The following is a 21,366-nucleotide window of genomic DNA, read 5'->3' on the forward strand; positions in this document are numbered from 1 at the left end:
GACTTATGAGAAAATCATTTTACACTTGGCTCATGACCGAGCGCAATCCTAAAAGTAACAGTCCCAAAGCTATCTTGGCAGACCTAGCTTTTGAGGAGTCAGCCTTCCCAAAACACACAGATGATTTTGACGAGGTGAGTCGCTTTTTGGAGGAGTACGCTAGTTTCTCTTTCAATCTAGGAGATTTTGACATTATCTGGCAAGAATACTTAGAACACTAGCATGATTCATTGGGTTTGGGCTAGTAATTTCTCCACCCCTTTGCTATAATAAAAAGAAATAAAAGGATTAGAGAGGTTCTTTATTTGAAGGAACATTCAATTGACATTCAACTGAGTCATCCAGATGACCTGTTTCATCTTTTTGGTTCCAATGAACGCCATCTTCGTTTGATGGAAGAAGAGCTTGATGTGGTGATTCATGCTCGTACGGAGATTGTGCAGGTTTTGGGAGAAGAGACTGCCTGTGAGGAAGCCCGTCAGGTTATTCAGGCTTTGATGGTCTTGGTAAATCGTGGGATGACCGTTGGTACGCCAGATGTGGTGACTGCGATTAGTATGGTCAAAAACGATGAAATCGACAAGTTTGTCGCCCTTTACGAAGAAGAAATCATCAAGGATAATACTGGTAAACCTATTCGTGTCAAAACCCTAGGGCAAAAACTTTATGTGGACAGTGTTAAACAGCATGATGTGACCTTTGGAATTGGGCCTGCAGGGACAGGGAAGACCTTTCTTGCAGTGACCTTGGCAGTGACAGCCCTTAAACGCGGGCAAGTCAAACGAATTATCCTGACACGCCCAGCGGTGGAAGCAGGAGAGAGTCTAGGTTTTCTTCCGGGTGATCTTAAGGAGAAGGTAGATCCTTACCTTAGACCTGTTTATGATGCCTTGTATCAGATTCTGGGAAAAGACCAAACGACTCGTCTTATGGAGCGTGAAATTATCGAGATTGCGCCCCTTGCCTATATGCGTGGACGAACCTTGGATGATGCCTTTGTCATTCTCGATGAGGCGCAAAATACGACCATCATGCAGATGAAGATGTTTTTGACTCGTTTAGGCTTTAATTCTAAGATGATTGTCAATGGAGATATCAGTCAGATTGACCTGCCACGTAATGTCAAGTCCGGTTTGATTGATGCCCAAGAAAAACTCAAGAACATCCATCAGATTGACTTTGTTCATTTTTCAGCCAAGGATGTTGTTCGCCATCCAGTTGTCGCTCAGATTATCCGAGCTTATGAACCAGCTCCAGTTAAAAAAGAAGAGAGTGACGAATTAGATCCTCAACCTCTATCTGAAGGATAGTTCTTTTGTACTTAAAGTTATCTCAATGCTCAATCTATAGTAGATTGACGCTAGAATAGTACGTTGTGACTGCTAAAACATTTCTAGAAATTAATTTGACTTTCCTGATTGATTTGTTTATATCTTATTTCAATCTACTATAAATTTTCGTTTTACATGTTTTATTTAATATCCTTATATTAGATTAGAAAGGTTTCCAGTGGAAGAAATATATGGAATCAATCTTTTTAAAACTAGCTCAGTATCCAATAGTGGAGACAGAGCGTTTATTGCTTAGACCTGTAACCTTGGATGATGCGGAAGCTATGTTTGACTATGCCTCGGATAAGGATAATACACGTTACACTTTTCTAACCAATCAAAGCTTGGAAGAAACCAAGAATAACATTGCTCAGTTCTACTTGGCCAATCCCTTGGGACGGTGGGGAATAGAACTAAAAAGCAATGGCAAATTTATCGGAACCATTGATTTGCACAAGATTGATCCTGTTCTTAAGAAGGCAGCTATTGGTTACATTATCAATAAAAAATATTGGAATCAAGGATTGACGACAGAAGCCAATCGTGCCGTAATTGAGCTAGCTTTTGAGAAGATAGGAATGAATAAGTTAGTTGCTTTACACGATAAGGCTAATCCCGCGTCAGGAAAGGTCATGGAGAAATCAGGAATGCGTTTTTCCCACGAAGAAGCTTATGCTTGTATGGACCAGCATGAAGAAGGTCGAATCGTGACAAGAGTTCATTATGTCTTGACTAAGGAAGACTATTTTGCAAATAAATAAGCAGTTGAGAAGAAATTTTCAACTGTTTTTTCTTTCTCTTACGAATAATTTAAGAGAGGAGAAAATATGGAAGCAATTATCGAAAAAATCAAAGAGTATAAAATCATTGTCATCTGTACTGGTCTGGGCTTGCTTGTAGGAGGATTTTTCCTGCTAAAGCCAGCTCCACAAACACCTGTCAAAGAAACGAATTTGCAGGCTGAAGTTGCAGCTGTTTCCAAGGATTCGGTATCCGAAAAGGATGTGAAGAATGAAGAAAAGGAAGAACCTCTTGAACAAGATCTAATCACAGTAGATGTGAAGGGTGCTGTCAAATCGCCAGGGATTTATGAATTGCCAGTAGGTAGTCGGGTCAATGATGCTGTTCAGAAGGCAGGTGGCTTGACAGAGCAAGCAGACAGCAAGTTGCTTAATCTAGCTCAGAAAGTCAGTGATGAGGCTCTGGTTTACGTCCCAACTAAGGGAGAAGAATCAGCTAGTCAACAGACTGGTTCTGGGACGGATTCTTCGACAAGTAAAGCAAAGAAGGTCAATCTCAACAAGGCAAGTCTGGAAGAACTCAAGCAGGTAAAGGGTCTGGGAGGAAAACGAGCTCAGGATATTATTGACCATCGTGAGGCAAACGGGAAGTTCAAGTCAGTAGACGAGCTCAAGAAGGTCTCTGGCATTGGTGCCAAGACAATAGAAAAGTTAAAAGACTATGTTACAGTGGATTAAGAATTATCCTATCCCCCTTATCTATCTGAGTTTTATATTACTCTGGCTTTACTACGCCATTTTCTCAGCCTCCTATCTAGCACTGTTGGTCTTCGTCTTTCTGCTAGTCTGTCTCTTTATTCAATTTCCGTGGAAATCAGCAGGCAGAGTTCTAGTGATTTGCGGAATCTTTGGATTTTGGTTTCTGTTTCAAAATTGGCAACAGAGTCAAGCGAGTCAAAATTTGGCGGATTCTGTTGAAAGGGTACGGATTTTGCCTGACACTATTAAGGTCAATGGTGATAGTCTGTCCTTTCGTGGCAAGTCTGATGGACGCATTTTTCAAGTCTATTATAAACTCCAGTCCGAGGAGGAGAAAGAAGCCTTTCAAGCCTTAACCGACCTTTATGAGATAGAACTTGAAGGGAAGCTTTCGGAGCCAGAAGGGCAGAGAAATTTTGGTGGTTTTGACTACCAAGCTTATCTGAAGACTCAGGGAATTTTCCAGACTCTCAATATCAAAAGAATACAGTCCCTTAAACAGGTTAGCAGTTGGGATATAGGAGAAAATCTATCCAGTTTACGCCGTAAGGCTGTAGTTTGGATTAAGACACATTTTCCAGACCCTATGCGCAATTACATGACAGGGCTTTTGCTAGGATATCTGGACACAGATTTTGAGGAGATGAATGAGCTTTATTCCAGTCTAGGAATTATTCATCTTTTTGCCTTGTCGGGTATGCAGGTAGGATTTTTCATGGATGGATTTAAGAAACTTCTCTTACGATTAGGCTTGACTCAAGAAAAGTTGAAATGGCTGACCTATCCCTTTTCCCTTCTCTATGCTGGTCTGACAGGATTTTCAGCATCGGTTATTCGCAGTCTCTTGCAAAAGCTACTGGCTCAACATGGTGTTAAGGGCTTGGATAATTTTGCCTTGACGGTGCTTGTCCTCTTTATCATCATGCCCAACTTTTTCCTGACGGCGGGAGGTGTTTTGTCATGTGCTTATGCTTTTATCTTGACCATGACCAGCAAAGAAGGGGAGGGGCTTAAGGCTATTGCCAGAGAAAGTCTAGTCATTTCCTTGGGAATATTGCCCATTCTGTCCTTCTATTTTGCGGAATTTCAACCTTGGTCCATCCTCTTGACCTTTGTCTTTTCCTTTCTTTTTGACTTGGTCTTCTTACCGCTCTTGTCTATCTTATTTGCCCTTTCCTTTCTCTATACAGTCATTCAGCTTAATTTTATTTTTGAATGGTTGGAGGGCATTATTCGCTTGGTCTCACAGGTGGCAAGTAGACCTCTAGTCTTTGGTCAACCCAATGCATGGTTTTTGATTTTATTGTTAATTTCCTTGGCTTTAGTATATGATTTGAGAAAAAACATTAAAAGGCTAGCAGTATTAAGCTTATTGATTACGGGTCTCTTTTTCCTGACCAAGTATCCACTGGAAAATGAAATTACCATGCTGGATGTGGGGCAAGGGGAAAGTATTTTCCTAAGGGATGTAACTGGTAAAACCATTCTCATAGATGTAGGCGGTAAGGCAGAGTCTAGTAAGAAAATAGAAAAATGGCAAGAAAAGGCGACAACTAGCAATGCCCAGCGAACCTTGATTCCCTATCTCAAAAGTCGAGGAGTAGCCAAGATTGACCAGCTGATTTTGACCAATACGGACAAGGAACATGTTGGAGATTTGCTGGAAGTGGCCAAGGCTTTCCATGTAGGGGAGATTTTAGTATCAAAAGGCAGTCTGAAACAGAAGGAATTTGTGGTAGAACTGCAGGCGACTCAAACCAAGGTTCGCAGTGTGACAGTAGGAGAGAATTTGCCAATTTTTGGAAGTGAGTTAGAAGTCTTATCTCCAAGGAAAATGGGAGATGGAGGTCATGAAGATTCCCTGCTTCTGTATGGAAAACTTTTGGATAAGTACTTTCTCTTCACAGGAAATTTGGAGGAGAAAGGAGAGAAGGAATTGCTGAAGCAGTATCCTGACCTAGAAGTGGATGTTTTGAAAGCTGGGCAACATGGCTCTAAAAAATCATCAAGTTCATCCTTTTTAGAACAGCTCAAACCAGAGATGACTCTCATCTCAGTTGGAAAGAACAATCGAACGAAACTCCCCCATCAGGAAACCTTGACACGACTGGAAACTATCAATAGCAAAGTTTACCGAACTGACCAGCAAGGAGCTATACGATTTAAAGGTTGGAATAGTTGGAAGATTGAAAGCGTTCGATAGAAAGGATAAATACTATATATTAGTAAAATAAACTAAAAATCTGTTGAATAATAATGATAAAAACGATATAATGAAAGCGTCTTCAATATTAATGATATAAAACCAATAAAAATTAGCAAAAACCGTTTAATTAGTTAGTTTATGATCTATTGGTCTTTTTAAGTCCAGTATATCTGCTGTGAGCGTCCTTAAAACTTATCGGTATGATTGGAAAGTATAGTACGAACTATCACAGTCTCGTTATGATAGATATGATGAGTATAGCGTTGATGGTGGTTGAAATTACGATTTTTAGAGATATAAATTATTACAACGGTGGTTGTTAATCTTTCAAGAGTGATAAAAAGGAGGGCTAGATATGTTGCAGCTTACTCATGTGACCTTAAAAACGCGACAAGTCATCTTACAAGATGTTGATTTTACATTTGAAAAGGGTAGGATTTATGGTATTCTTGCTATCAATGGCTCTGGAAAGACGACCCTGTTCCGAGCTATGAGCAAGCTGCTTCCCCTTAGTAGTGGACATATCGCAGCCTCTCCTTCTTTGTTTTATTATGAGAGCATTGAATGGCTGGATGGAAACTTAAGTGGGATGGACTACCTTCATCTCATAAAAAACATCTGGAAGTCCAACCTAAACTTGAGGGATGAAATCGCCTATTGGGAAATGTCTGACTATATCAGCCTTCCCATCCGCAAGTATTCCTTAGGCATGAAGCAACGCTTGGTGATTGCCATGTATTTCCTCAGTCAGGCGAAATGCTGGCTCATGGATGAGATTACAAATGGCTTAGATGAGTATTATCGACAGAAGTTTTTTGATAGACTATCACAAATCGATAGACAAGAACAGCTGGTTCTTTTAAGTTCCCACTACAAAGAAGAACTAGTTGATGTATGCGATACAATAGTAACCATTTATCAGGGTCAGATAGAAGAGGTTTAGTTTATGAAAGATGTTAGTCTATTTTTATTGAAGAAAGTTTTCAAAAGTCGCTTAAACTGGATTATCTTAGTTTTATTTGTTTCAACTCTTGGTATTAGCTTTTATTTCAATAGTCGGACTGCAAACTATGTCAGCTTGGAGAACAGGTTAGAAACTCGTACTGCAGCCAACGAGAGAGCTATCAATGAAAATGAAGAGAAGCTCTCCCAAATGTCTGACACCAGCACGGAGGAATACCAGTTTGCTAAAGAAAATTTAGACTTGCAAAAAAATCTTTTGACGCAAAAGAAAGAAATTCTGACTTTATTAAAAGAAGGACGCTGGGAAGAAGCCTACTATTTGCAGTGGCAAGCTGAGGAAAAGAGTTATGAAACTGTATCAAATGACCCAACTTCTAGCTCGGACTTAAAAATAGCGGTTGACCGCGAACGAAAGACTTACCAAGCCCTGTATCCCTTGAACATAAAAGCCCACGATTTAGATTATCCGACCCACGGGATTGATCAGATTGTCTGGATTTTAGAGGCGATCATCCCAACCTTGTTTGTGATTGCGATTATTTTTATGCTGACACAACTTTTTGCAGAAAGATATCAAAATCATCTGGACACAGCTCAGTTATATCCTTTTTCAAAAGTGGCATTTGCAATGTCTTCTCTTGGAGTTGGAGTGGGCTATGTAACTGTGCTGTTTATCGGAATCTGTGGATTTTCTTTTCTAGTGGGAAGTCTGATAAGTGGTTTTGGACAGTTAGATTATCCCTACCCGATTTATAGCTTGGTGAATCAAGAGGTAACTATTGGAAAGATACAAGATATGTTATTTCCTGGCTTGTTACTAGCTTTCTTAGCTTTTATCATCATTGTGGAAGTAGTGTACTTGATTGCTTACTTTTTCAAGCAAAAAATGCCTGTCCTCTTTCTTTCACTCATTGGGATTGTTGGCTTATTGTTTGGCATCCAAACAATCCAGCCTCTTCAAAAGATTGCACATCTGATTCCCTTTACTTACTTGCGTTCAGTGGAGATTTTGTCTGGAAGATTACCTAAGCAAATTGATAATGTCAATCTGAATTGGAGCATGGGAATGGTCTTACTTCCTTGCCTGATTATCCTATTGTTAGTGGGGATTCTATTTATCGAAAGATGGGGCAGTTCACGTAAAAAGGAAGTTTTTAATAGATTTTAGCTTTCCTATAGGGAAAATAAGTAAAAACTAACATAGAGAGGGAATCAACTTGATTCTCTCTTTTTGATTCGAAAACCAAGTCAAAATATAAACACAAACTTTTCAAAAAAATAACTTTTTATCTTGACAAGAGCTAGAAAACTTGGTATCATATAAAAGTTGAGAAAAGCAGAAGTGAGAGCTTCTCGCCTTGTGACATTAAGTTGCCTGGCCCTACGGATGAAAAGTTTCTAAGAAACGCTATCATAACGTGCGGGCTTGTATATTTACGAGTCCGCTATTGTTTTTCTCTAATAAAACAAAAGAGGTGAAAACCATAGCAAAGCAAGACTTATTCATCAATGATGAGATTCGTGTACGTGAAGTTCGCTTGATTGGTCTTGAAGGAGAACAGCTAGGCATTAAGCCACTCAGTGAAGCGCAAGCTTTGGCTGATAACGCTAATGTTGACCTAGTATTGATTCAACCTCAAGCCAAACCGCCTGTTGCAAAAATTATGGACTACGGTAAGTTCAAGTTTGAGTACCAGAAGAAGCAAAAAGAACAACGTAAAAAACAAAGTGTTGTTACTGTGAAAGAAGTTCGTCTAAGTCCAACTATTGACAAGGGTGACTTTGATACAAAACTTCGCAATGCACGCAAATTCCTTGAAAAAGGAAATAAAGTTAAGGTATCTATTCGCTTTAAGGGTCGTATGATTACCCATAAAGAGATTGGTGCAAAAGTTTTAGCCGAGTTTGCTGAAGCAACTCAAGATATTGCCATCATCGAACAACGTGCTAAAATGGATGGACGTCAAATGTTCATGCAATTGGCGCCAGCGACTGACAAAAAATAATTGTCAGAAAGTTAAATAAAGGAGAAAAAATCATGCCAAAACAAAAAACACACCGCGCATCAGCTAAACGTTTCAAACGTACAGGTTCTGGTGGACTTAAACGTTTCCGTGCTTACACTTCTCACCGTTTCCACGGAAAAACTAAGAAACAACGTCGTCATCTTCGTAAAGCATCTATGGTGCATTCAGGAGATTACAAACGTATCAAAGCAATGCTTACTCGCTTGAAATAATAGCTTGACTGTAAGTAAAGAATTCTAGGAAATATTTGGAGGAAATAAAACATGGCACGTGTTAAAGGTGGCGTTGTATCACGCAAACGTCGTAAACGTATTCTTAAATTAGCAAAAGGTTACTATGGAGCTAAACACATCTTGTTCCGTACTGCAAAAGAACAAGTAATGAACTCTTACTACTATGCATACCGTGACCGTCGTCAGAAAAAACGTGACTTCCGCAAATTGTGGATCACTCGTATCAACGCGGCAGCTCGTATGAACGGACTTTCATACTCACAATTGATGCATGGTTTGAAATTGGCTGAGATCGAAGTGAACCGTAAAATGCTTGCTGACTTGGCTGTTAACGATGCAGCAGCTTTCACAGCTCTTGCAGATGCAGCTAAAGCAAAACTTGGTAAATAATAACAGATAAGACTGGAACAGGATTGTCCCAGTCTTTTTAAAAATAAAGGAGAAAAATATGGCTTCAAAAATGCTACACACTTGCTTACGTGTAGAAAATCTTGAAAAATCAATTGCATTCTATCAAGATGCTTTTGGGTTTAAAGAATTGCGTCGCAGAGATTTTCCAGATCATGCCTTTACGATTGTTTATCTAGGTCTTGAGGGGGACGACTATGAGTTGGAGTTGACTTATAACTACGATCATGGTCCTTATGTGGTTGGAGATGGATTTGCCCATATCGCCCTCAGTACACCTGATCTTGAGGCGCTTCATCAAGAGCATAGTGCCAAAGGTTATGAAGTTACTGAGTCAAATGGCCTACCAGGAACTGCGCCTAACTATTACTTTGTCAAAGACCCTGATGGCTACAAGGTCGAAGTCATTCGTGAAAAATAATCTCGTGAAGTCAAGTAGAATGTTCGTTTTCTACTTGACTTTTTTTAGCAAACATTTATAATGAAGGTACGCAGTTTAGTGTAGTTCTGACAGCCAATACTCTGGTTGTTAGATGCACTTTCTATTTAATTTTCAAAAATCTATATGCTAAAGCATTATTATTTTTAAAATAGATATATTTATCGATAGATTTTTGAAAAAGTGTTTATAAGCTTAAAAATGAAATTTTTGGAACTCTTAAAAGAACTAAGAAAAAAGGAAATCTTTACTCAAGTTGAAGTGGCTGAAAAACTAGGCATTTCGCAACCTGTTTACGCTTTATAGGAGTGTGAACTCAATAAAATCTTGTTAAGGTTGCATAAGGTTTTAAATATGTCCGATTGATTATTTAGTTGGAAACTTAGAAGAAAAATTAGATGAATTAGATAATATTGAATTGCTTTTCCGTATGAACTCAAAAGGATTGGTCGAAGAAGAAAAAAGAACTTTAAAAAATAGTGGATTGAGTTTATAAAGGAGCGGACAAAGGTTTTTGGGAATAAAATATAAGTATATAAGATAAATTAGGAAGGGAATAAAGTGGATAATGTCGCACTATTTGATTAGTAATGCAAAGATTATTGAAGAACTATCGAAACTATACAAGGATAAACTTGATATTGGTAAAATTAAAGAAAAAATATTTAATGGGGATTTTGGTGAGCTAACTCTTGTTGAATTTTCAAAGTTTAGAGTCTTTCTTGATGCCTCTTTAATGATATATAATAAAAATAAATTAGAGAAGGAGTATTTTAAGGCAACAAAGCAATTTAGATACATTGATAATTTTCAATTGGATTTAAAGGAAATAAATTATGCAACGTACAGAACTTTCATAAATGGAAATTACAACTTTGATTTGGACGAATTTACTCATCTTATTATTAAAACTGAACCACAGCCTAGAAATATTTATGATGAGATTGTACGGTTACGCAATGCTTTCGCGCATATGCAGTATGGTAACTTTTTTTTATGTGAGCCAGGTGTAATTAGTTTATATGATATTTTTAATAAAGATGGAGGACAACTAAAAAACACGGGAATTGCGTTAGAGCCTGTGATACATGAATTTATTAGTCGATATTACTCAAATCAATCTGTCTTAGGGGTACCATATAAACATTCATTCATAAGTAATTTTTCTTTCAAGGAACATAAGCATAAACCATATCTTGTTTTTACTGTAGTAACCTTTGTAAATGAATCAGTTAAATATATCCCTGGGCAGATTCATCCTATGAATCAGTTTTTAGATTATCAATCAGATATAGATAATGAATGTGGTTTTCAAAAAATGGATGTTTTCTTAAACTCCAGTGATTTTAAAGTTGAAGAGCAGATATTAGATTCGAAAAAAATTAGTGTGCTTAATAATATAATCAAAAAGGAGAGAGGAGATAAGAAACATTTACCATATCTTTACAAAGCCCTCTGTGATCCAGAGACGGAAATATCAAACTTCTTCGTGCATATACGACAATTGAACGATAGGATTATAAATTATTTTACTCTTTGCTCGAAAGGGAAATTAGAAGAGGGCAGAGATGATATTTCGAGAAGTTTGGATGAATTGCAAGAGGACTCAGATTCGATAATATTTTTCCGCTACATGTTTACAATTTTAAAAATGTTCAATTTTGCCTTAAGGTTAGAGGATGATGACCTACCCGAACTTGATTATAGCAAATTTGATATTTCAAACTTTGTGTATGATGCTCAGGATATGATTAATTTTTCCAATGATTATTATTTAAAATTTGGTGCTCAGAAACAGATAACTCATGATTTAGATAAAGAATTTATCTGTACAAAAATTAGAAATGCTATTTCTCATGGAAATTTTAAATTTGACACCAATTGCTGTGAAGTGATAGTTAGTTTTGAAGATAAGTGGAATGGAAGGGTAGTAAAAATTCAAACTTCTATAAGAGACTTAGATAAGTTTATTGGTGAATCTGATAATTTACAAATTGTTTAATCGATCACAAATCAAGTAGAATGTTCGTTTTCTACTTGACTTTTTTTGGTTGAAAGAGTATACTAATAAAAATTTAACCTTTAAGGGGAGTCCAGAGAGACTCACAAGGTGTCAGATAAAAGAATAGTACAATTTTCTAGAGGAGACTTTTTGAGTGTGCTCTCTTCTGTTGTACGATTTTAACTGAGGCCTTGCACTAGCAAGGTCTTTTCTTTATCTGGTCCCCTTAAAATTTAAGGAGGAAAAGTCATGAATCCCACATGTAAGAAACGTTTGGGTGCAATTCGTTTGGAAACCATGAAGGTGGTAGCACAGGAGGAAATCGCGCCAGCAATCTTTGAATTAGTCCTAGAGGGGGAAATGGTTGAAGCCATGCGAGCAGGCCAATTTCTTCATCTGCGTGTGCCTGATGATGCCCATCTTTTGCGTCGCCCTATTTCAATTTCGTCTATTGATAAGGCTAATAAGCAGTGTCATCTCATTTATCGGATTGAGGGAGCTGGGACAGCTATTTTTTCAACCTTAAGTCAGGGAGACACTCTTGATGTGATGGGTCCTCAGGGAAATGGTTTTGACTTGTCTGACCTAGATGAGCAGAGCCAGGTTCTCTTAGTTGGTGGGGGGATTGGTGTTCCGCCCTTGCTTGAGGTTGCTAAGGAATTGCATGCGCGTGGTGTGAAAGTAGTGACAGTTCTCGGTTTTGCTAATAAGGCTGCTGTCATTTTGGAGACGGAATTAGCTCAATATGGTCAAGTCTTTGTAACGACAGATGATGGTTCTTATGGTATCAAGGGAAATGTTTCCGTTGTTATCAAGGATTTAGACAATCAATTTGATGCTGTTTACTCATGTGGGGCGCCTGGAATGATGAAGTATATCAATCAAACCTTCTATAACCATCCAAGAGCCTATCTATCTTTGGAATCCCGTATGGCTTGTGGGATGGGGGCTTGCTATGCCTGCGTTCTAAAAGTGCCAGAAAGCGAGACGGTCAGCCAACGTGTCTGTGAAGATGGCCCTGTTTTCCGCACAGGAACAGTTGTATTATAAGGAGAAAATCATGACTACAAATCGTTTACAAGTTTCTCTACCAGGCTTGGATTTGAAAAATCCGATTATTCCAGCATCAGGCTGTTTTGGTTTTGGACAAGAGTATGCCAAGTACTATGATTTAGACCTTTTAGGTTCTATTATGATCAAGGCGACAACCCTTGAACCACGCTTTGGCAATCCAACTCCAAGGGTGGCAGAAACACCTGCTGGCATGCTCAATGCAATCGGTTTGCAAAATCCTGGTTTGGAAGTTGTTTTGGCTGAAAAGTTACCTTGGCTGGAAAGAGAATATCCAAATCTTCCTATTATTGCTAACGTGGCTGGTTTTTCAAAACAAGAGTATGCGGCCGTTTCTAGTGGTATTTCCAAGGCAGCTAATGTGAAGGCTATTGAACTCAATATTTCTTGTCCCAACGTAGACCACTGTAATCATGGACTCTTGATTGGTCAAGATCCAGATTTAGCTTATGATGTGGTGAAAGCAGCTGTGGAAGCCTCTGATGTACCAGTTTATGTCAAATTAACCCCGAGTGTGACCGATATCGTTACTGTCGCAAAAGCTGCAGAAGATGCGGGAGCAAGTGGCTTGACTATGATTAATACTCTGGTTGGAATGCGTTTTGACCTCAAAACCAGAAAACCAATCTTGGCTAATGGAACAGGTGGAATGTCTGGTCCAGCAGTCTTTCCAGTAGCCCTCAAACTCATCCGCCAAGTCGCCCAAACAACAGACCTGCCTATCATTGGAATGGGAGGAGTGGATTCGGCAGAAGCTGCTCTAGAAATGTATCTGGCTGGAGCATCTGCTATTGGAGTTGGAACAGCCAACTTTACCAATCCATATGCCTGTCCTGATATCATCGAAAATTTACCAAAAGTCATGGATAAATACGGTATTAGCAGTCTAGAAAATCTCCGCAAGGAAGTAAAAGAGTCTCTGAGGTAAACTGCAATCAATCTGTTCTTGATTTTTTATTAGTTTGTAATGTTGATTATAGAGAATTTTGATATAATGAAATGAGTAAGAACAGAGGAAGAAAGTTAATGAAGAAATTAAAATTTATTTTTTTAGCCCTGCTGTTTTTCTTAGTCAGACCAGAGAGTGCAATGGCTAGCGATGGTACTTGGCAAGGAAAACAATACCTAAAAGCAGATGGTAGTCAAGCAGCCAATGAGTGGGTTTTTGATGCTCACTATCAATCTTGGTTTTATATAAAAGAAGATGCCAACTATGCTGAAAATGAATGGCTGAAACAAGGTGACGACTATTTTTACCTCAAATCTGGCGGCTATATGGCAAAATCAGAATGGGTAGAAGACAAGGGAGTCCTCTATTATCTTGACCAAGATGGAAAGATGAAAAGAAATGCTTGGGTAGGAACTTCCTATGTTGGTGCAACAGGTGCCAAAGTAATTGAAGACTGGGTCTATGATTCTCAATACGACGCTTGGTTTTATATCAAAGCAGATGGACAACACGCAGAGAAAGAATGGCTCCAAATTAAGGGCAAGGACTATTATTTTAAATCTGGTGGTTATCTACTGACAAGTCAGTGGATTGACCAGGCTTATGTGAATGCTAGTGGTGCCAAAGTACAGAAAGGTTGGCTTTTTGACAAACAATACCAATCTTGGTTTTACATCAAAGCAAATGGAAATCATGCTGATAAAGAATGGATTTTCGAAAATGGTCACTATTATTATCTAAAATCCGGTGGCTATATGGCAGCCAATGAATGGATTTGGGATAAAGAGTCATGGTTTTACCTCAAATCTGATGGCAAAATGGCTGAAAAAGAATGGGTCTACGATTCTAAAATTCAAGCTTGATACTACTTCAAATCTGGTGGCTACATGGCGAAAAATGAGACTGTAGATGGTTATCAGCTTGGAAGCGACGGTAAATGGTTTGGAGAAAAAGCTACAAATGAAAATGCTGCTTATTATCAAGTAGTACCTGTCACAGCAAATGTTTATGATGCAGATGGTGAAAAGCTGTCCTATATATCGCAAGGTAGTGTTGTTTGGCTAGATAAGGATAGAAAAAGTGATGACAAGCGCTTGGCTATTACTATTTCTGGTTTGTCAGGCTATATGAAAACAGAAGATTTACAAGCACTAGATTCTAGTAAGGACTTTATCCCTTATTATGAGAGCGATGGACATCGTTTTTATCACTATGTAGCTCAGAATGCTAGTGTTCCAGTAGCTTCCCATCTTTCTGATATGGAAGTAGGCAAGAAATATTATTCGGCAGATGGGCTGCATTTTGATGGTTTTAACCTTGAAAATCCCTTCCTTTTCAAAGATTTGACAGAGGCTACAAACTATAGTGCTGAAGACTTGGATAAGGTATTTAGTCTGTTAAATATTGGCAATAGTCTCTTGGAAAATAAGGGAGCTACCTTTAAGGAAGCCGAAGAACATTACCATATCAATGCCCTTTACCTCCTTGCCCACAGTGCCTTAGAAAGTGACTGGGGACGAAGTAAGATTGCCAAAGATAAGAATAATTTCTTTGGAATTACAGCCTATGATACGACCCCTTACCTTTCTGCCAAGACATTTGATGATGTGGATAAAGGTATTTTAGGTGCAAGCAAGTGGATTAAGGAAAATTATATCGATAGGGGCAGAACTTTCCTTGGAAATAAGGCGTCTGGTATGAATGTGGAATATGCCTCAGACCCTTATTGGGGCGAAAAAATTGCTAGTGTGATGATGAAAATCAATGAGAAACTAGGTGGCAAAGATTAGTCCTATAATTGGATATGATTTGAGTGAGTAGTATGTTAAAAATCCTGATTTCAAGTAAAATCAGGATTTTTTCATGGATGCAATTTTTTCTGAGTCTGGTGTAACACGGAGGGTCTTTTGTCCTGTGTAAGTGACAAAGCCTGGTTTTCCGCCAGTTGGTTTGTTGAGTTTCTTGACTTCAATCATATCTACCTGCACCAGATTTGACAGGCGACCTTGAGAGAAGTAAGCGGCCAACTCTGCTGCGTCTGTCTTGACTTCATCAGATGGGTCAAGATTTCCTGAGATGACAACATGGCTTCCAGGAATGTCCTTAGCATGGAACCAAAGTTCTTCCTTGCGTGCCATTTTAAAGGTCAATTCCTCATTTTGCAGGTTATTGCGTCCGACATAGATGATGGTTTTGCCATCGCTTGCTAGATACTGTTCTGGTTTTTTGCGTTTCTGGATTTTCTCCCGTTGTCTTCTACGGATAAAACCTGTTTGAATCAATTCTTCACGGATTTCAGCGATTTCTTCTAGTCCAGCTTGGTTGAGGACGGTTTCTACACTTTCCAGATAGAGAATGGTTGCCTTTGTTTCTTCAATCAGATCAGTCAAGTATTTGACAGCTTCTTTTAATTTCTGATACCGTTTAAAATAGCGTTGGGCATTCTGGTTGGGAGTCAGAGCCTTATCAAGCGCAATGGTGATAGGTTGGTTGGTGTAGTAGTTGTCTAGGATAACCTGGTCTTGGTCGTTAGGCACTTGGTGGAGGAAGGTTGTCAGCAATTCCCCTTTTTGTCGAAATTCTTCAGCATTGTCTGTCGCCAGTAACTCTTTTTCCTGTTTTTTGAGTTTGTGTCGGTTTTTCTGAAGTTCATTTTCAACACGACGAATCAGTTCACTGGCTTGCTGTTTGACGCGGTCGCGTTCAGCTTTATCCTTATAGTAGGTGTCCAACAAATCAGAAAGACTGGCAAAAGGCTCTCCCACTTGATTTGCAAAAGGAACTGGGCTGAAGGAAGTCTCAGTCAAGCATGGTTTGGTTTCTTGATTGAAAAAGTTTCGGAAAGTAGATAGTTTATCACTAACCAGAATGTTTTCCAATTCATTTGCCGTATCGCGTCCCAGACCTTGAAAGAGACTTTGAAGATTTTTAGCTGTCGTTTCCTGTGTTTGCAGGATTTCAAAGAGTTTCTCGTCCTTGATCGTAAAAGGATTGAGAGATTCCGTACTTGGCGGAGAGATATAGGTCGATCCAGGAAGCAAGGTACGGTAGCTATTTTGTGAAAAGCCAACATGTTTGATAACTTCGAGGATTTTATGACTGCTTTTATCGACCAGTAGAATATTACTGTGTTTACCCATAATCTCGATAATCAAGGTAGCCTGGATATGGTCTCCAATCTCGTTTTTATTGGAAACTGTCATTTCCACAATACGGTCATTTTCCACTTGCTCAATTGATTCAATCAGGGCACCCTGCAAATATTTTCTTAAAACCATGATAAAGGTAGAAGGTTGGGCTGGATTTTCAAAAGTCGTTTGGGTTAGCTGAATGCGTCCGAAAACTGGATGAGCAGAAAGGAGCAGACGATGGCTTTGGCGATTGCTGCGGATTTGCAAGACCAACTCTTGTTCAAAAGGCTGATTGATTTTTTGAATGCGACCATTCACTAACTCTCTTCGCAATTCCTCAACCATGTGGTGTAAAAAAAATCCGTCAAATGACATCGTTCTCTCCTTGTGATTGTATTCCATAGTATTATATCAAAAAGGTAGAATAAAATCATGGAAATGTGGTATAATAAAGCCAAGTAAAGAGAAACGAGAAGCACATGTATATTGAAATGGTAGATGAAACTGGTCAAGTTTCAAAAGAAATGTTGCAACAAACCCAAGAAATTTTGGAATTTGCAGCCCAAAAATTAGGAAAAGAAGACAAGGAGATGGCAGTCACTTTTGTGACCAATGAGCGTAGTCATGAACTCAATCTGGAGTACCGTGACACAGACCGTCCGACAGATGTCATCAGCCTTGAGTATAAACCAGAATTGGAAATTGCCTTTGACGAAGAGGATTTACTTGAAAATCCAGAATTGGCAGAGATGATGTCTGAGTTTGATGCCTATATTGGGGAATTGTTCATCTCTATCGATAAGGCACATGAGCAGGCCGAGGAATATGGCCATAGCTTTGAGCGTGAGATGGGCTTCTTGGCAGTACACGGCTTTTTACATATCAACGGCTATGATCACTACACTCCGGAAGAAGAAGCGGAGATGTTCGGTTTACAAGAAGAAATTTTGACAGCCTATGGACTCACAAGACAATAAACGAAAATGGAAAAATCGTGACCTGATATCTAGTTTAGAATTTGCCATCACAGGAATTTTTACTGCCATCAAGGAAGAACGAAATATGCGAAAACATGCCGTGACGGCTCTAGTAGTCATCCTTGCAGGTTTTGTTTTTCAGGTGTCACGAATCGAATGGCTCTTTCTCCTATTGAGCATTTTCTTGGTAGTAGCTTTTGAAATTATCAATTCTGCTATTGAAAATGTGGTGGATTTGGCCAGTCACTATCACTTTTCCATGCTGGCTAAAAATGCCAAGGATATGGCGGCTGGCGCGGTATTAGTGGTCTCTCTTTTCGCAGCCTTAACAGGCGCATTGATTTTTCTCCCACGAATCTGGGATTTATTATTTTAAATAGCAAGAGGAAATTATGACTTTTAAATCAGGCTTTGTAGCCATTTTAGGACGTCCCAATGTTGGGAAGTCAACTTTTTTAAATCACGTTATGGGGCAAAAGATTGCCATCATGAGTGACAAGGCGCAGACAACGCGCAATAAAATCATGGGAATTTACACGACCGATAAGGAGCAAATTGTCTTTATCGACACACCAGGGATTCACAAACCTAAAACAGCTCTCGGAGATTTCATGGTCGAATCTGCCTATAGTACCCTTCGTGAAGTGGATACCGTCCTTTTTATGGTGCCTGCTGATGAAGCGCGTGGTAAGGGGGACGATATGATTATCGAGCGTCTCAAGGCTGCTAAGGTTCCAGTGATTTTGGTGGTGAATAAAATCGATAAGGTCCATCCAGACCAGCTCTTGTCTCAGATTGATGATTTCCGTAACCAAATGGACTTTAAGGAAATTGTACCAATCTCAGCCCTTCAAGGAAATAACGTCTCTCGTCTAGTGGATATTTTGAGTGAAAATCTAGATGAAGGTTTCCAATATTTCCCGTCTGATCAAATCACAGACCATCCAGAGCGTTTCTTGGTTTCAGAAATGGTTCGCGAGAAAGTCTTGCACCTAACTCGTGAAGAGATTCCGCACTCTGTCGCAGTAGTTGTGGATTCTATGAAGCGAGACGAAGAAACAGACAAGGTTCATATTCGTGCAACTATTATGGTCGAGCGCGATAGCCAAAAAGGGATTATCATCGGTAAAGGTGGCGCTATGCTTAAGAAAATCGGTAGTATGGCCCGTCGTGATATCGAACTCATGCTAGGAGATAAGGTCTTCCTAGAAACCTGGGTCAAGGTCAAGAAAAACTGGCGCGATAAAAAGCTAGATTTGGCTGACTTTGGCTATAATGAAAAAGAATACTAAGTAGAGGTGGGCTCATGCCTGCTTCTTGTTTTTACAGAAGGAGGACTTATGCCTGAATTACCTGAGGTTGAAACCATTCGACGTGGCTTGGAAAAATTGATTTTGGGAAAGAAGATTTCGAGTATAGAAATTCGCTATCCCAAGATGATTAAGACGGATTTGGACGAATTTCAAAAGGAAGTGCCTGGTCAGATTATTGAGTCAATGGAACGTCGGGGCAAGTATTTGCTTTTTTACCTGACAGACAAGGTCTTGATTTCCCATTTGCGGATGGAGGGCAAGTATTTTTACTATCCGGACCAGGTTCCTGAACGCAAGCATGCCCATGTTTTCTTCCAATTTGAGGATGGTGGCACGCTTGTTTATGAGGATGTTCGCAAGTTTGGTACTATGGAACTCTTGGCTCCTGACCTTTTAGATGCCTACTTTATTTCTAAAAAATTAGGTCCTGAACCAAGCAAACAAGACTTTGATTTACAGGTCTTTCAAGCTGCCCTTGCCAAGTCCAAAAAGCCTATCAAATCCCATCTCCTAGACCAGACCTTGGTAGCTGGACTTGGCAATATCTATGTGGATGAGGTTCTCTGGCGAGCTCAGGTTCATCCAGCTAGACCTTCCCAGACCTTGACAGCAGAAGAAGCGACTGCCATTCATGACCAGACCATTGCTGTTTTGAGTCAGGCTGTTGAAAAAGGCGGCTCCACCATTCGGACCTATACCAATGCCTTTGGGGAAGATGGAACTATGCAAGATTTTCATCAGGTCTATGACAAGGCTGGTCAAGAATGTTCGCGTTGCGGCACCATCATTGAGAAAATCCAACTAGGCGGACGAGGCACCCACTTTTGTCCAAACTGTCAAAGGAGGGACTGATGGGAAAAATCATTGGAATCACAGGAGGAATTGCCTCTGGTAAGTCAACCGTGACAAATTTTCTAAGAAAGCAAGGCTTTCAAGTGGTGGATGCCGACGCGGTTGTCCACCAACTACAGAGACCTGGTGGTCGTCTGTTTGAGGCTCTAGTACAGCATTTTGGGCAAGAAATCATCCTTGAAAACGGAGAACTTAATCGCCCTCTCCTTGCTAGTCTTATCTTTTCAAATACTGAAGAACAGGAATGGTCTAAGCAAATCCAAGGAGAGATTATTCGTGAAGAGTTGGCTACTTTGAGAGACCAGTTGGCTCAGACAGGAGAGATTTTTTTCATGGATATTCCCCTGCTTTTTGAGCAGGACTACAGCGCTTGGTTTGATGAGACTTGGTTGGTCTATGTGGACCGAGATGTCCAAGTAGAACGCTTAATGAAAAGGGACCACTTGTCCAAAGATGAAGCTGAATCTCGTCTGGCAGCCCAGTGGCCTTTAGAAAAAAAGAAAGATTTAGCCAGCCATATTCTTGACAACAATGGCAATCAGGACCAGCTTCTCACTCAGGTGCGTATCCTCCTCGAGGGAGGTAAGCAAGATGACAGAAATTAACTGGAAAGATAATCTGCGCATTGCCTGGTTTGGTAATTTTCTGACAGGAGCCAGTATTTCTTTGGTTGTGCCTTTTATGCCCATCTTTGTGGAAAATCTGGGTGTAAGAAGTAATCAAGCTGCTTTTTATGCAGGTTTAGCTATTTCTGTCTCTGCCATTTCTGCGGCACTTTTCTCTCCTATCTGGGGCATCCTTGCTGATAAATACGGTCGAAAACCCATGATGATTCGTGCTGGTCTGGCCATGACTATCACTATGGGAGGCTTGGCCTTTGTGCCAAATATTTATTGGCTAATCTTTCTTCGTTTATTAAACGGTGTATTTGCAGGATTTGTTCCTAATGCAACTGCTTTGATAGCTAGTCAGGTTCCCAAGGAAAAATCAGGCTCTGCCTTAGGTACTTTGTCTACAGGCGTAGTTGCAGGTACTCTAACTGGTCCCTTTATTGGTGGCTTTATCGCAGAATTATTTGGCATTCGTACTGTCTTTTTACTGGTTGGTAGTTTTCTATTTTTAGCTGCTATTTTGACTATTTGCTTTATCAAGGAAGATTTTCAACCAGTAGCCAAGGAAAAGGTCATTCCAACAAAGGAATTGTTTACATCAGTTAAATATCCCTATCTCTTGGTTAACCTCTTTCTGACCAGTTTTGTCATCCAATTTTCAGCCCAATCAATCGGTCCTATCTTAGCTCTGTATGTGCGCGACTTAGGCCAGACAGAGAATCTTCTTTTTGTCTCTGGTTTGATTGTATCCAGTATGGGCTTTTCCAGCATGATGAGTGCAGGTATTATGGGCAAGCTAGGTGACAAGGTGGGGAACCATCGCCTCTTGGTTGTAGCCCAGTTTTATTCAGTTATCATCTATCTCCTCTGTGCCAATGCCTCTAGCCCCCTTCAACTAGGACTTTATCGTTTCCTCTTTGGCTTGGGAACCGGTGCCTTGATTCCCGGGGTTAATGCGCTACTCAGCAAAATGACTCCCAAATCCGGCATTTCGAGGGTCTTTGCCTTCAATCAGGTATTCTTTTATCTGGGAGGTGTCGTTGGGCCTATGGCAGGTTCTGCAGTAGCAGGTCAATTTGGCTACCATGCAGTCTTTTATGCGACAAGCCTTTGTGTTGCCTTTAGTTGTCTCTTTAACCTGCTTCAATTTCGAACATTATTAAAAGTAAAGGAAATCTAGTGCGAGTAAAAATTAATCTCAAATGCTCCTCTTGTGGCAGTATCAATTACCTAACCAGTAAAAATTCAAAAACCCATCCAGACAAGATTGAGGTTTTAAAGTATTGTCCCAAGGAAAGAAAAGTAACCCTACATCTTGAATCTAAGTAGATTTTATGGTAAAATAATAAGGATT

At 39.7% G+C, this 21,366-nt stretch carries 22 protein-coding genes, 2 pseudogenes and 1 other annotated feature; of the genes and pseudogenes, 23 read left to right on the plus strand and 1 reads right to left on the minus strand.

All coding sequences use genetic code 11. From position 1 onward, the window contains the following. Window positions 1-5 precede the first annotated feature (5 nt). From ACWPV5_RS02710 to ACWPV5_RS02785, 16 genes and pseudogenes are all read left to right on the plus strand, one after another. Window positions 6-221, plus strand: coding sequence for a YozE family protein (locus ACWPV5_RS02710; protein WP_023942821.1), 216 nt, complete (start codon window positions 6-8; stop codon window positions 219-221). Window positions 222-305: 84 nt separating this feature from the next. Continuing rightward, the gene (locus ACWPV5_RS02715; RefSeq protein WP_023942819.1) at window positions 306-1,310 is read left to right on the plus strand and encodes a PhoH family protein; all 1,005 of its coding nucleotides are present in this window, start codon (window positions 306-308) and stop codon (window positions 1,308-1,310) included. Between the two features lie 212 nt (window positions 1,311-1,522). Continuing rightward, window positions 1,523-2,092: a GNAT family N-acetyltransferase gene (locus ACWPV5_RS02720; protein ID WP_219966549.1), complete on the plus strand. Its 570-nt coding sequence runs from the start codon at window positions 1,523-1,525 to the stop codon at window positions 2,090-2,092. Window positions 2,093-2,158: 66 nt separating this feature from the next. Further along, window positions 2,159-2,809 (plus strand): helix-hairpin-helix domain-containing protein, encoded by a 651-nt coding sequence (locus ACWPV5_RS02725; RefSeq protein ID WP_261070294.1) that lies wholly within the window; start codon window positions 2,159-2,161, stop codon window positions 2,807-2,809. After that, window positions 2,793-5,033, plus strand: coding sequence for a DNA internalization-related competence protein ComEC/Rec2 (locus ACWPV5_RS02730; RefSeq protein WP_454382132.1), 2,241 nt, complete (start codon window positions 2,793-2,795; stop codon window positions 5,031-5,033). The genes ACWPV5_RS02725 and ACWPV5_RS02730 overlap by 17 nt, the downstream gene beginning before the upstream one ends. Before the next feature lie 358 nt (window positions 5,034-5,391). After that, entirely contained in the window at window positions 5,392-5,979 is a 588-nt protein-coding gene (locus ACWPV5_RS02735) for an ABC transporter ATP-binding protein (protein WP_454382134.1), read from the plus strand. 3 nt (window positions 5,980-5,982) lie between these two features. Next, window positions 5,983-7,167, plus strand: coding sequence for a hypothetical protein (locus ACWPV5_RS02740; RefSeq protein WP_454382136.1), 1,185 nt, complete (start codon window positions 5,983-5,985; stop codon window positions 7,165-7,167). A gap of 160 nt (window positions 7,168-7,327) precedes the next feature. Then, window positions 7,328-7,459 (plus strand) — a sequence feature (ribosomal protein L20 leader region). Window positions 7,460-7,474: 15 nt separating this feature from the next. Then, window positions 7,475-8,005 carry a translation initiation factor IF-3 gene (gene infC / locus ACWPV5_RS02745; protein ID WP_000848180.1) on the plus strand — a complete coding sequence of 177 codons (531 nt, stop codon included), beginning with the start codon at window positions 7,475-7,477 and terminating at the stop codon, window positions 8,003-8,005. Between the two features lie 32 nt (window positions 8,006-8,037). Next, the gene (gene rpmI / locus ACWPV5_RS02750) at window positions 8,038-8,238 is read left to right on the plus strand and encodes a 50S ribosomal protein L35 (RefSeq protein ID WP_001125943.1); all 201 of its coding nucleotides are present in this window, start codon (window positions 8,038-8,040) and stop codon (window positions 8,236-8,238) included. Between the two features lie 51 nt (window positions 8,239-8,289). Further along, window positions 8,290-8,649, plus strand: coding sequence for a 50S ribosomal protein L20 (rplT, locus tag ACWPV5_RS02755; protein WP_000124834.1), 360 nt, complete (start codon window positions 8,290-8,292; stop codon window positions 8,647-8,649). 58 nt (window positions 8,650-8,707) lie between these two features. Next, window positions 8,708-9,088, plus strand: coding sequence for a lactoylglutathione lyase (gene gloA / locus ACWPV5_RS02760; protein ID WP_454382148.1), 381 nt, complete (start codon window positions 8,708-8,710; stop codon window positions 9,086-9,088). A 219-nt stretch (window positions 9,089-9,307) separates the two neighbouring features. Then, window positions 9,308-9,637, plus strand: a pseudogene (locus tag ACWPV5_RS02765) (helix-turn-helix domain-containing protein). A 37-nt stretch (window positions 9,638-9,674) separates the two neighbouring features. Further along, window positions 9,675-11,108: a hypothetical protein gene (locus tag ACWPV5_RS02770; protein ID WP_454382150.1), complete on the plus strand. Its 1,434-nt coding sequence runs from the start codon at window positions 9,675-9,677 to the stop codon at window positions 11,106-11,108. A 249-nt stretch (window positions 11,109-11,357) separates the two neighbouring features. Next, on the plus strand, window positions 11,358-12,158 hold the full coding sequence (locus tag ACWPV5_RS02775) for a dihydroorotate dehydrogenase electron transfer subunit (protein WP_454382152.1): 801 nt from the start codon (window positions 11,358-11,360) through the stop codon (window positions 12,156-12,158). After that, on the plus strand, window positions 12,121-13,107 hold the full coding sequence (locus tag ACWPV5_RS02780; RefSeq protein WP_454382154.1) for a dihydroorotate dehydrogenase: 987 nt from the start codon (window positions 12,121-12,123) through the stop codon (window positions 13,105-13,107). The genes ACWPV5_RS02775 and ACWPV5_RS02780 overlap by 38 nt, the downstream gene beginning before the upstream one ends. A 98-nt stretch (window positions 13,108-13,205) precedes the next feature. Then, window positions 13,206-14,918 (plus strand): annotated as a pseudogene (locus ACWPV5_RS02785) (glucosaminidase domain-containing protein). 60 nt (window positions 14,919-14,978) lie between these two features. Here ACWPV5_RS02785 and pavA read toward each other — a convergent pair. Continuing rightward, window positions 14,979-16,634: an Rqc2 family fibronectin-binding protein PavA gene (gene pavA, locus ACWPV5_RS02790; protein ID WP_454382156.1), complete on the minus strand. Its 1,656-nt coding sequence runs from the start codon at window positions 16,632-16,634 to the stop codon at window positions 14,979-14,981. 104 nt (window positions 16,635-16,738) lie between these two features. Between pavA and ybeY the strand changes: the two genes are divergently transcribed. Genes ybeY through rpmG form a run of 7 tightly spaced genes read left to right on the plus strand, consistent with a single transcriptional unit; the run spans window position 16,739 to window position 21,341 of the window. Continuing rightward, the gene (gene ybeY / locus ACWPV5_RS02795) at window positions 16,739-17,236 is read left to right on the plus strand and encodes an rRNA maturation RNase YbeY (protein WP_000275156.1); all 498 of its coding nucleotides are present in this window, start codon (window positions 16,739-16,741) and stop codon (window positions 17,234-17,236) included. Beyond that, entirely contained in the window at window positions 17,217-17,612 is a 396-nt protein-coding gene (locus tag ACWPV5_RS02800; protein ID WP_000378157.1) for a diacylglycerol kinase family protein, read from the plus strand. The genes ybeY and ACWPV5_RS02800 overlap by 20 nt, the downstream gene beginning before the upstream one ends. Window positions 17,613-17,628: 16 nt before the next feature. Beyond that, window positions 17,629-18,528, plus strand: coding sequence for a GTPase Era (gene era, locus ACWPV5_RS02805; RefSeq protein WP_000143264.1), 900 nt, complete (start codon window positions 17,629-17,631; stop codon window positions 18,526-18,528). Window positions 18,529-18,576: 48 nt separating this feature from the next. Further along, window positions 18,577-19,401, plus strand: a complete 825-nt coding sequence (mutM, locus tag ACWPV5_RS02810) for a DNA-formamidopyrimidine glycosylase (protein ID WP_001114504.1) — start codon at window positions 18,577-18,579, stop codon at window positions 19,399-19,401. Next, window positions 19,401-20,006 (plus strand): dephospho-CoA kinase, encoded by a 606-nt coding sequence (gene coaE / locus ACWPV5_RS02815; protein WP_000516182.1) that lies wholly within the window; start codon window positions 19,401-19,403, stop codon window positions 20,004-20,006. The genes mutM and coaE overlap by 1 nt, the downstream gene beginning before the upstream one ends. Then, complete coding sequence (locus ACWPV5_RS02820) at window positions 19,993-21,192, plus strand: multidrug efflux MFS transporter (RefSeq protein WP_454382168.1); 1,200 nt, start codon at window positions 19,993-19,995, stop codon at window positions 21,190-21,192. Before coaE ends, ACWPV5_RS02820 begins: the two co-directional genes overlap by 14 nt. Then, window positions 21,192-21,341 (plus strand): 50S ribosomal protein L33, encoded by a 150-nt coding sequence (gene rpmG, locus ACWPV5_RS02825; protein ID WP_001809104.1) that lies wholly within the window; start codon window positions 21,192-21,194, stop codon window positions 21,339-21,341. The genes ACWPV5_RS02820 and rpmG overlap by 1 nt, the downstream gene beginning before the upstream one ends. Window positions 21,342-21,366: the final 25 nt, after the last annotated feature.

It is taken from the genome of Streptococcus sp. Marseille-Q7156, from assembly GCF_965119495.1.

Coding starts and splice junctions, on each gene's coding strand:
- ACWPV5_RS02740 (WP_454382136.1), top strand. CDS start 5,983: ATGAAAGATGTTAGTCTATTTTTATTGAAGAAAGTTTTCAAAAGTCGC.
- pavA (WP_454382156.1), bottom strand. CDS start 16,634: ATGTCATTTGACGGATTTTTTTTACACCACATGGTTGAGGAATTGCGA.
- ACWPV5_RS02780 (WP_454382154.1), top strand. CDS start 12,121: ATGGCCCTGTTTTCCGCACAGGAACAGTTGTATTATAAGGAGAAAATC.
- ybeY (WP_000275156.1), top strand. CDS start 16,739: ATGTATATTGAAATGGTAGATGAAACTGGTCAAGTTTCAAAAGAAATG.
- coaE (WP_000516182.1), top strand. CDS start 19,401: ATGGGAAAAATCATTGGAATCACAGGAGGAATTGCCTCTGGTAAGTCA.
- rplT (WP_000124834.1), top strand. CDS start 8,290: ATGGCACGTGTTAAAGGTGGCGTTGTATCACGCAAACGTCGTAAACGT.
- ACWPV5_RS02720 (WP_219966549.1), top strand. CDS start 1,523: ATGGAATCAATCTTTTTAAAACTAGCTCAGTATCCAATAGTGGAGACA.
- ACWPV5_RS02775 (WP_454382152.1), top strand. CDS start 11,358: ATGAATCCCACATGTAAGAAACGTTTGGGTGCAATTCGTTTGGAAACC.
- era (WP_000143264.1), top strand. CDS start 17,629: ATGACTTTTAAATCAGGCTTTGTAGCCATTTTAGGACGTCCCAATGTT.
- ACWPV5_RS02725 (WP_261070294.1), top strand. CDS start 2,159: ATGGAAGCAATTATCGAAAAAATCAAAGAGTATAAAATCATTGTCATC.
- ACWPV5_RS02730 (WP_454382132.1), top strand. CDS start 2,793: ATGTTACAGTGGATTAAGAATTATCCTATCCCCCTTATCTATCTGAGT.
- mutM (WP_001114504.1), top strand. CDS start 18,577: ATGCCTGAATTACCTGAGGTTGAAACCATTCGACGTGGCTTGGAAAAA.
- rpmI (WP_001125943.1), top strand. CDS start 8,038: ATGCCAAAACAAAAAACACACCGCGCATCAGCTAAACGTTTCAAACGT.
- gloA (WP_454382148.1), top strand. CDS start 8,708: ATGGCTTCAAAAATGCTACACACTTGCTTACGTGTAGAAAATCTTGAA.
- ACWPV5_RS02820 (WP_454382168.1), top strand. CDS start 19,993: ATGACAGAAATTAACTGGAAAGATAATCTGCGCATTGCCTGGTTTGGT.
- ACWPV5_RS02770 (WP_454382150.1), top strand. CDS start 9,675: ATGTCGCACTATTTGATTAGTAATGCAAAGATTATTGAAGAACTATCG.
- ACWPV5_RS02710 (WP_023942821.1), top strand. CDS start 6: ATGAGAAAATCATTTTACACTTGGCTCATGACCGAGCGCAATCCTAAA.
- ACWPV5_RS02800 (WP_000378157.1), top strand. CDS start 17,217: ATGGACTCACAAGACAATAAACGAAAATGGAAAAATCGTGACCTGATA.
- ACWPV5_RS02735 (WP_454382134.1), top strand. CDS start 5,392: ATGTTGCAGCTTACTCATGTGACCTTAAAAACGCGACAAGTCATCTTA.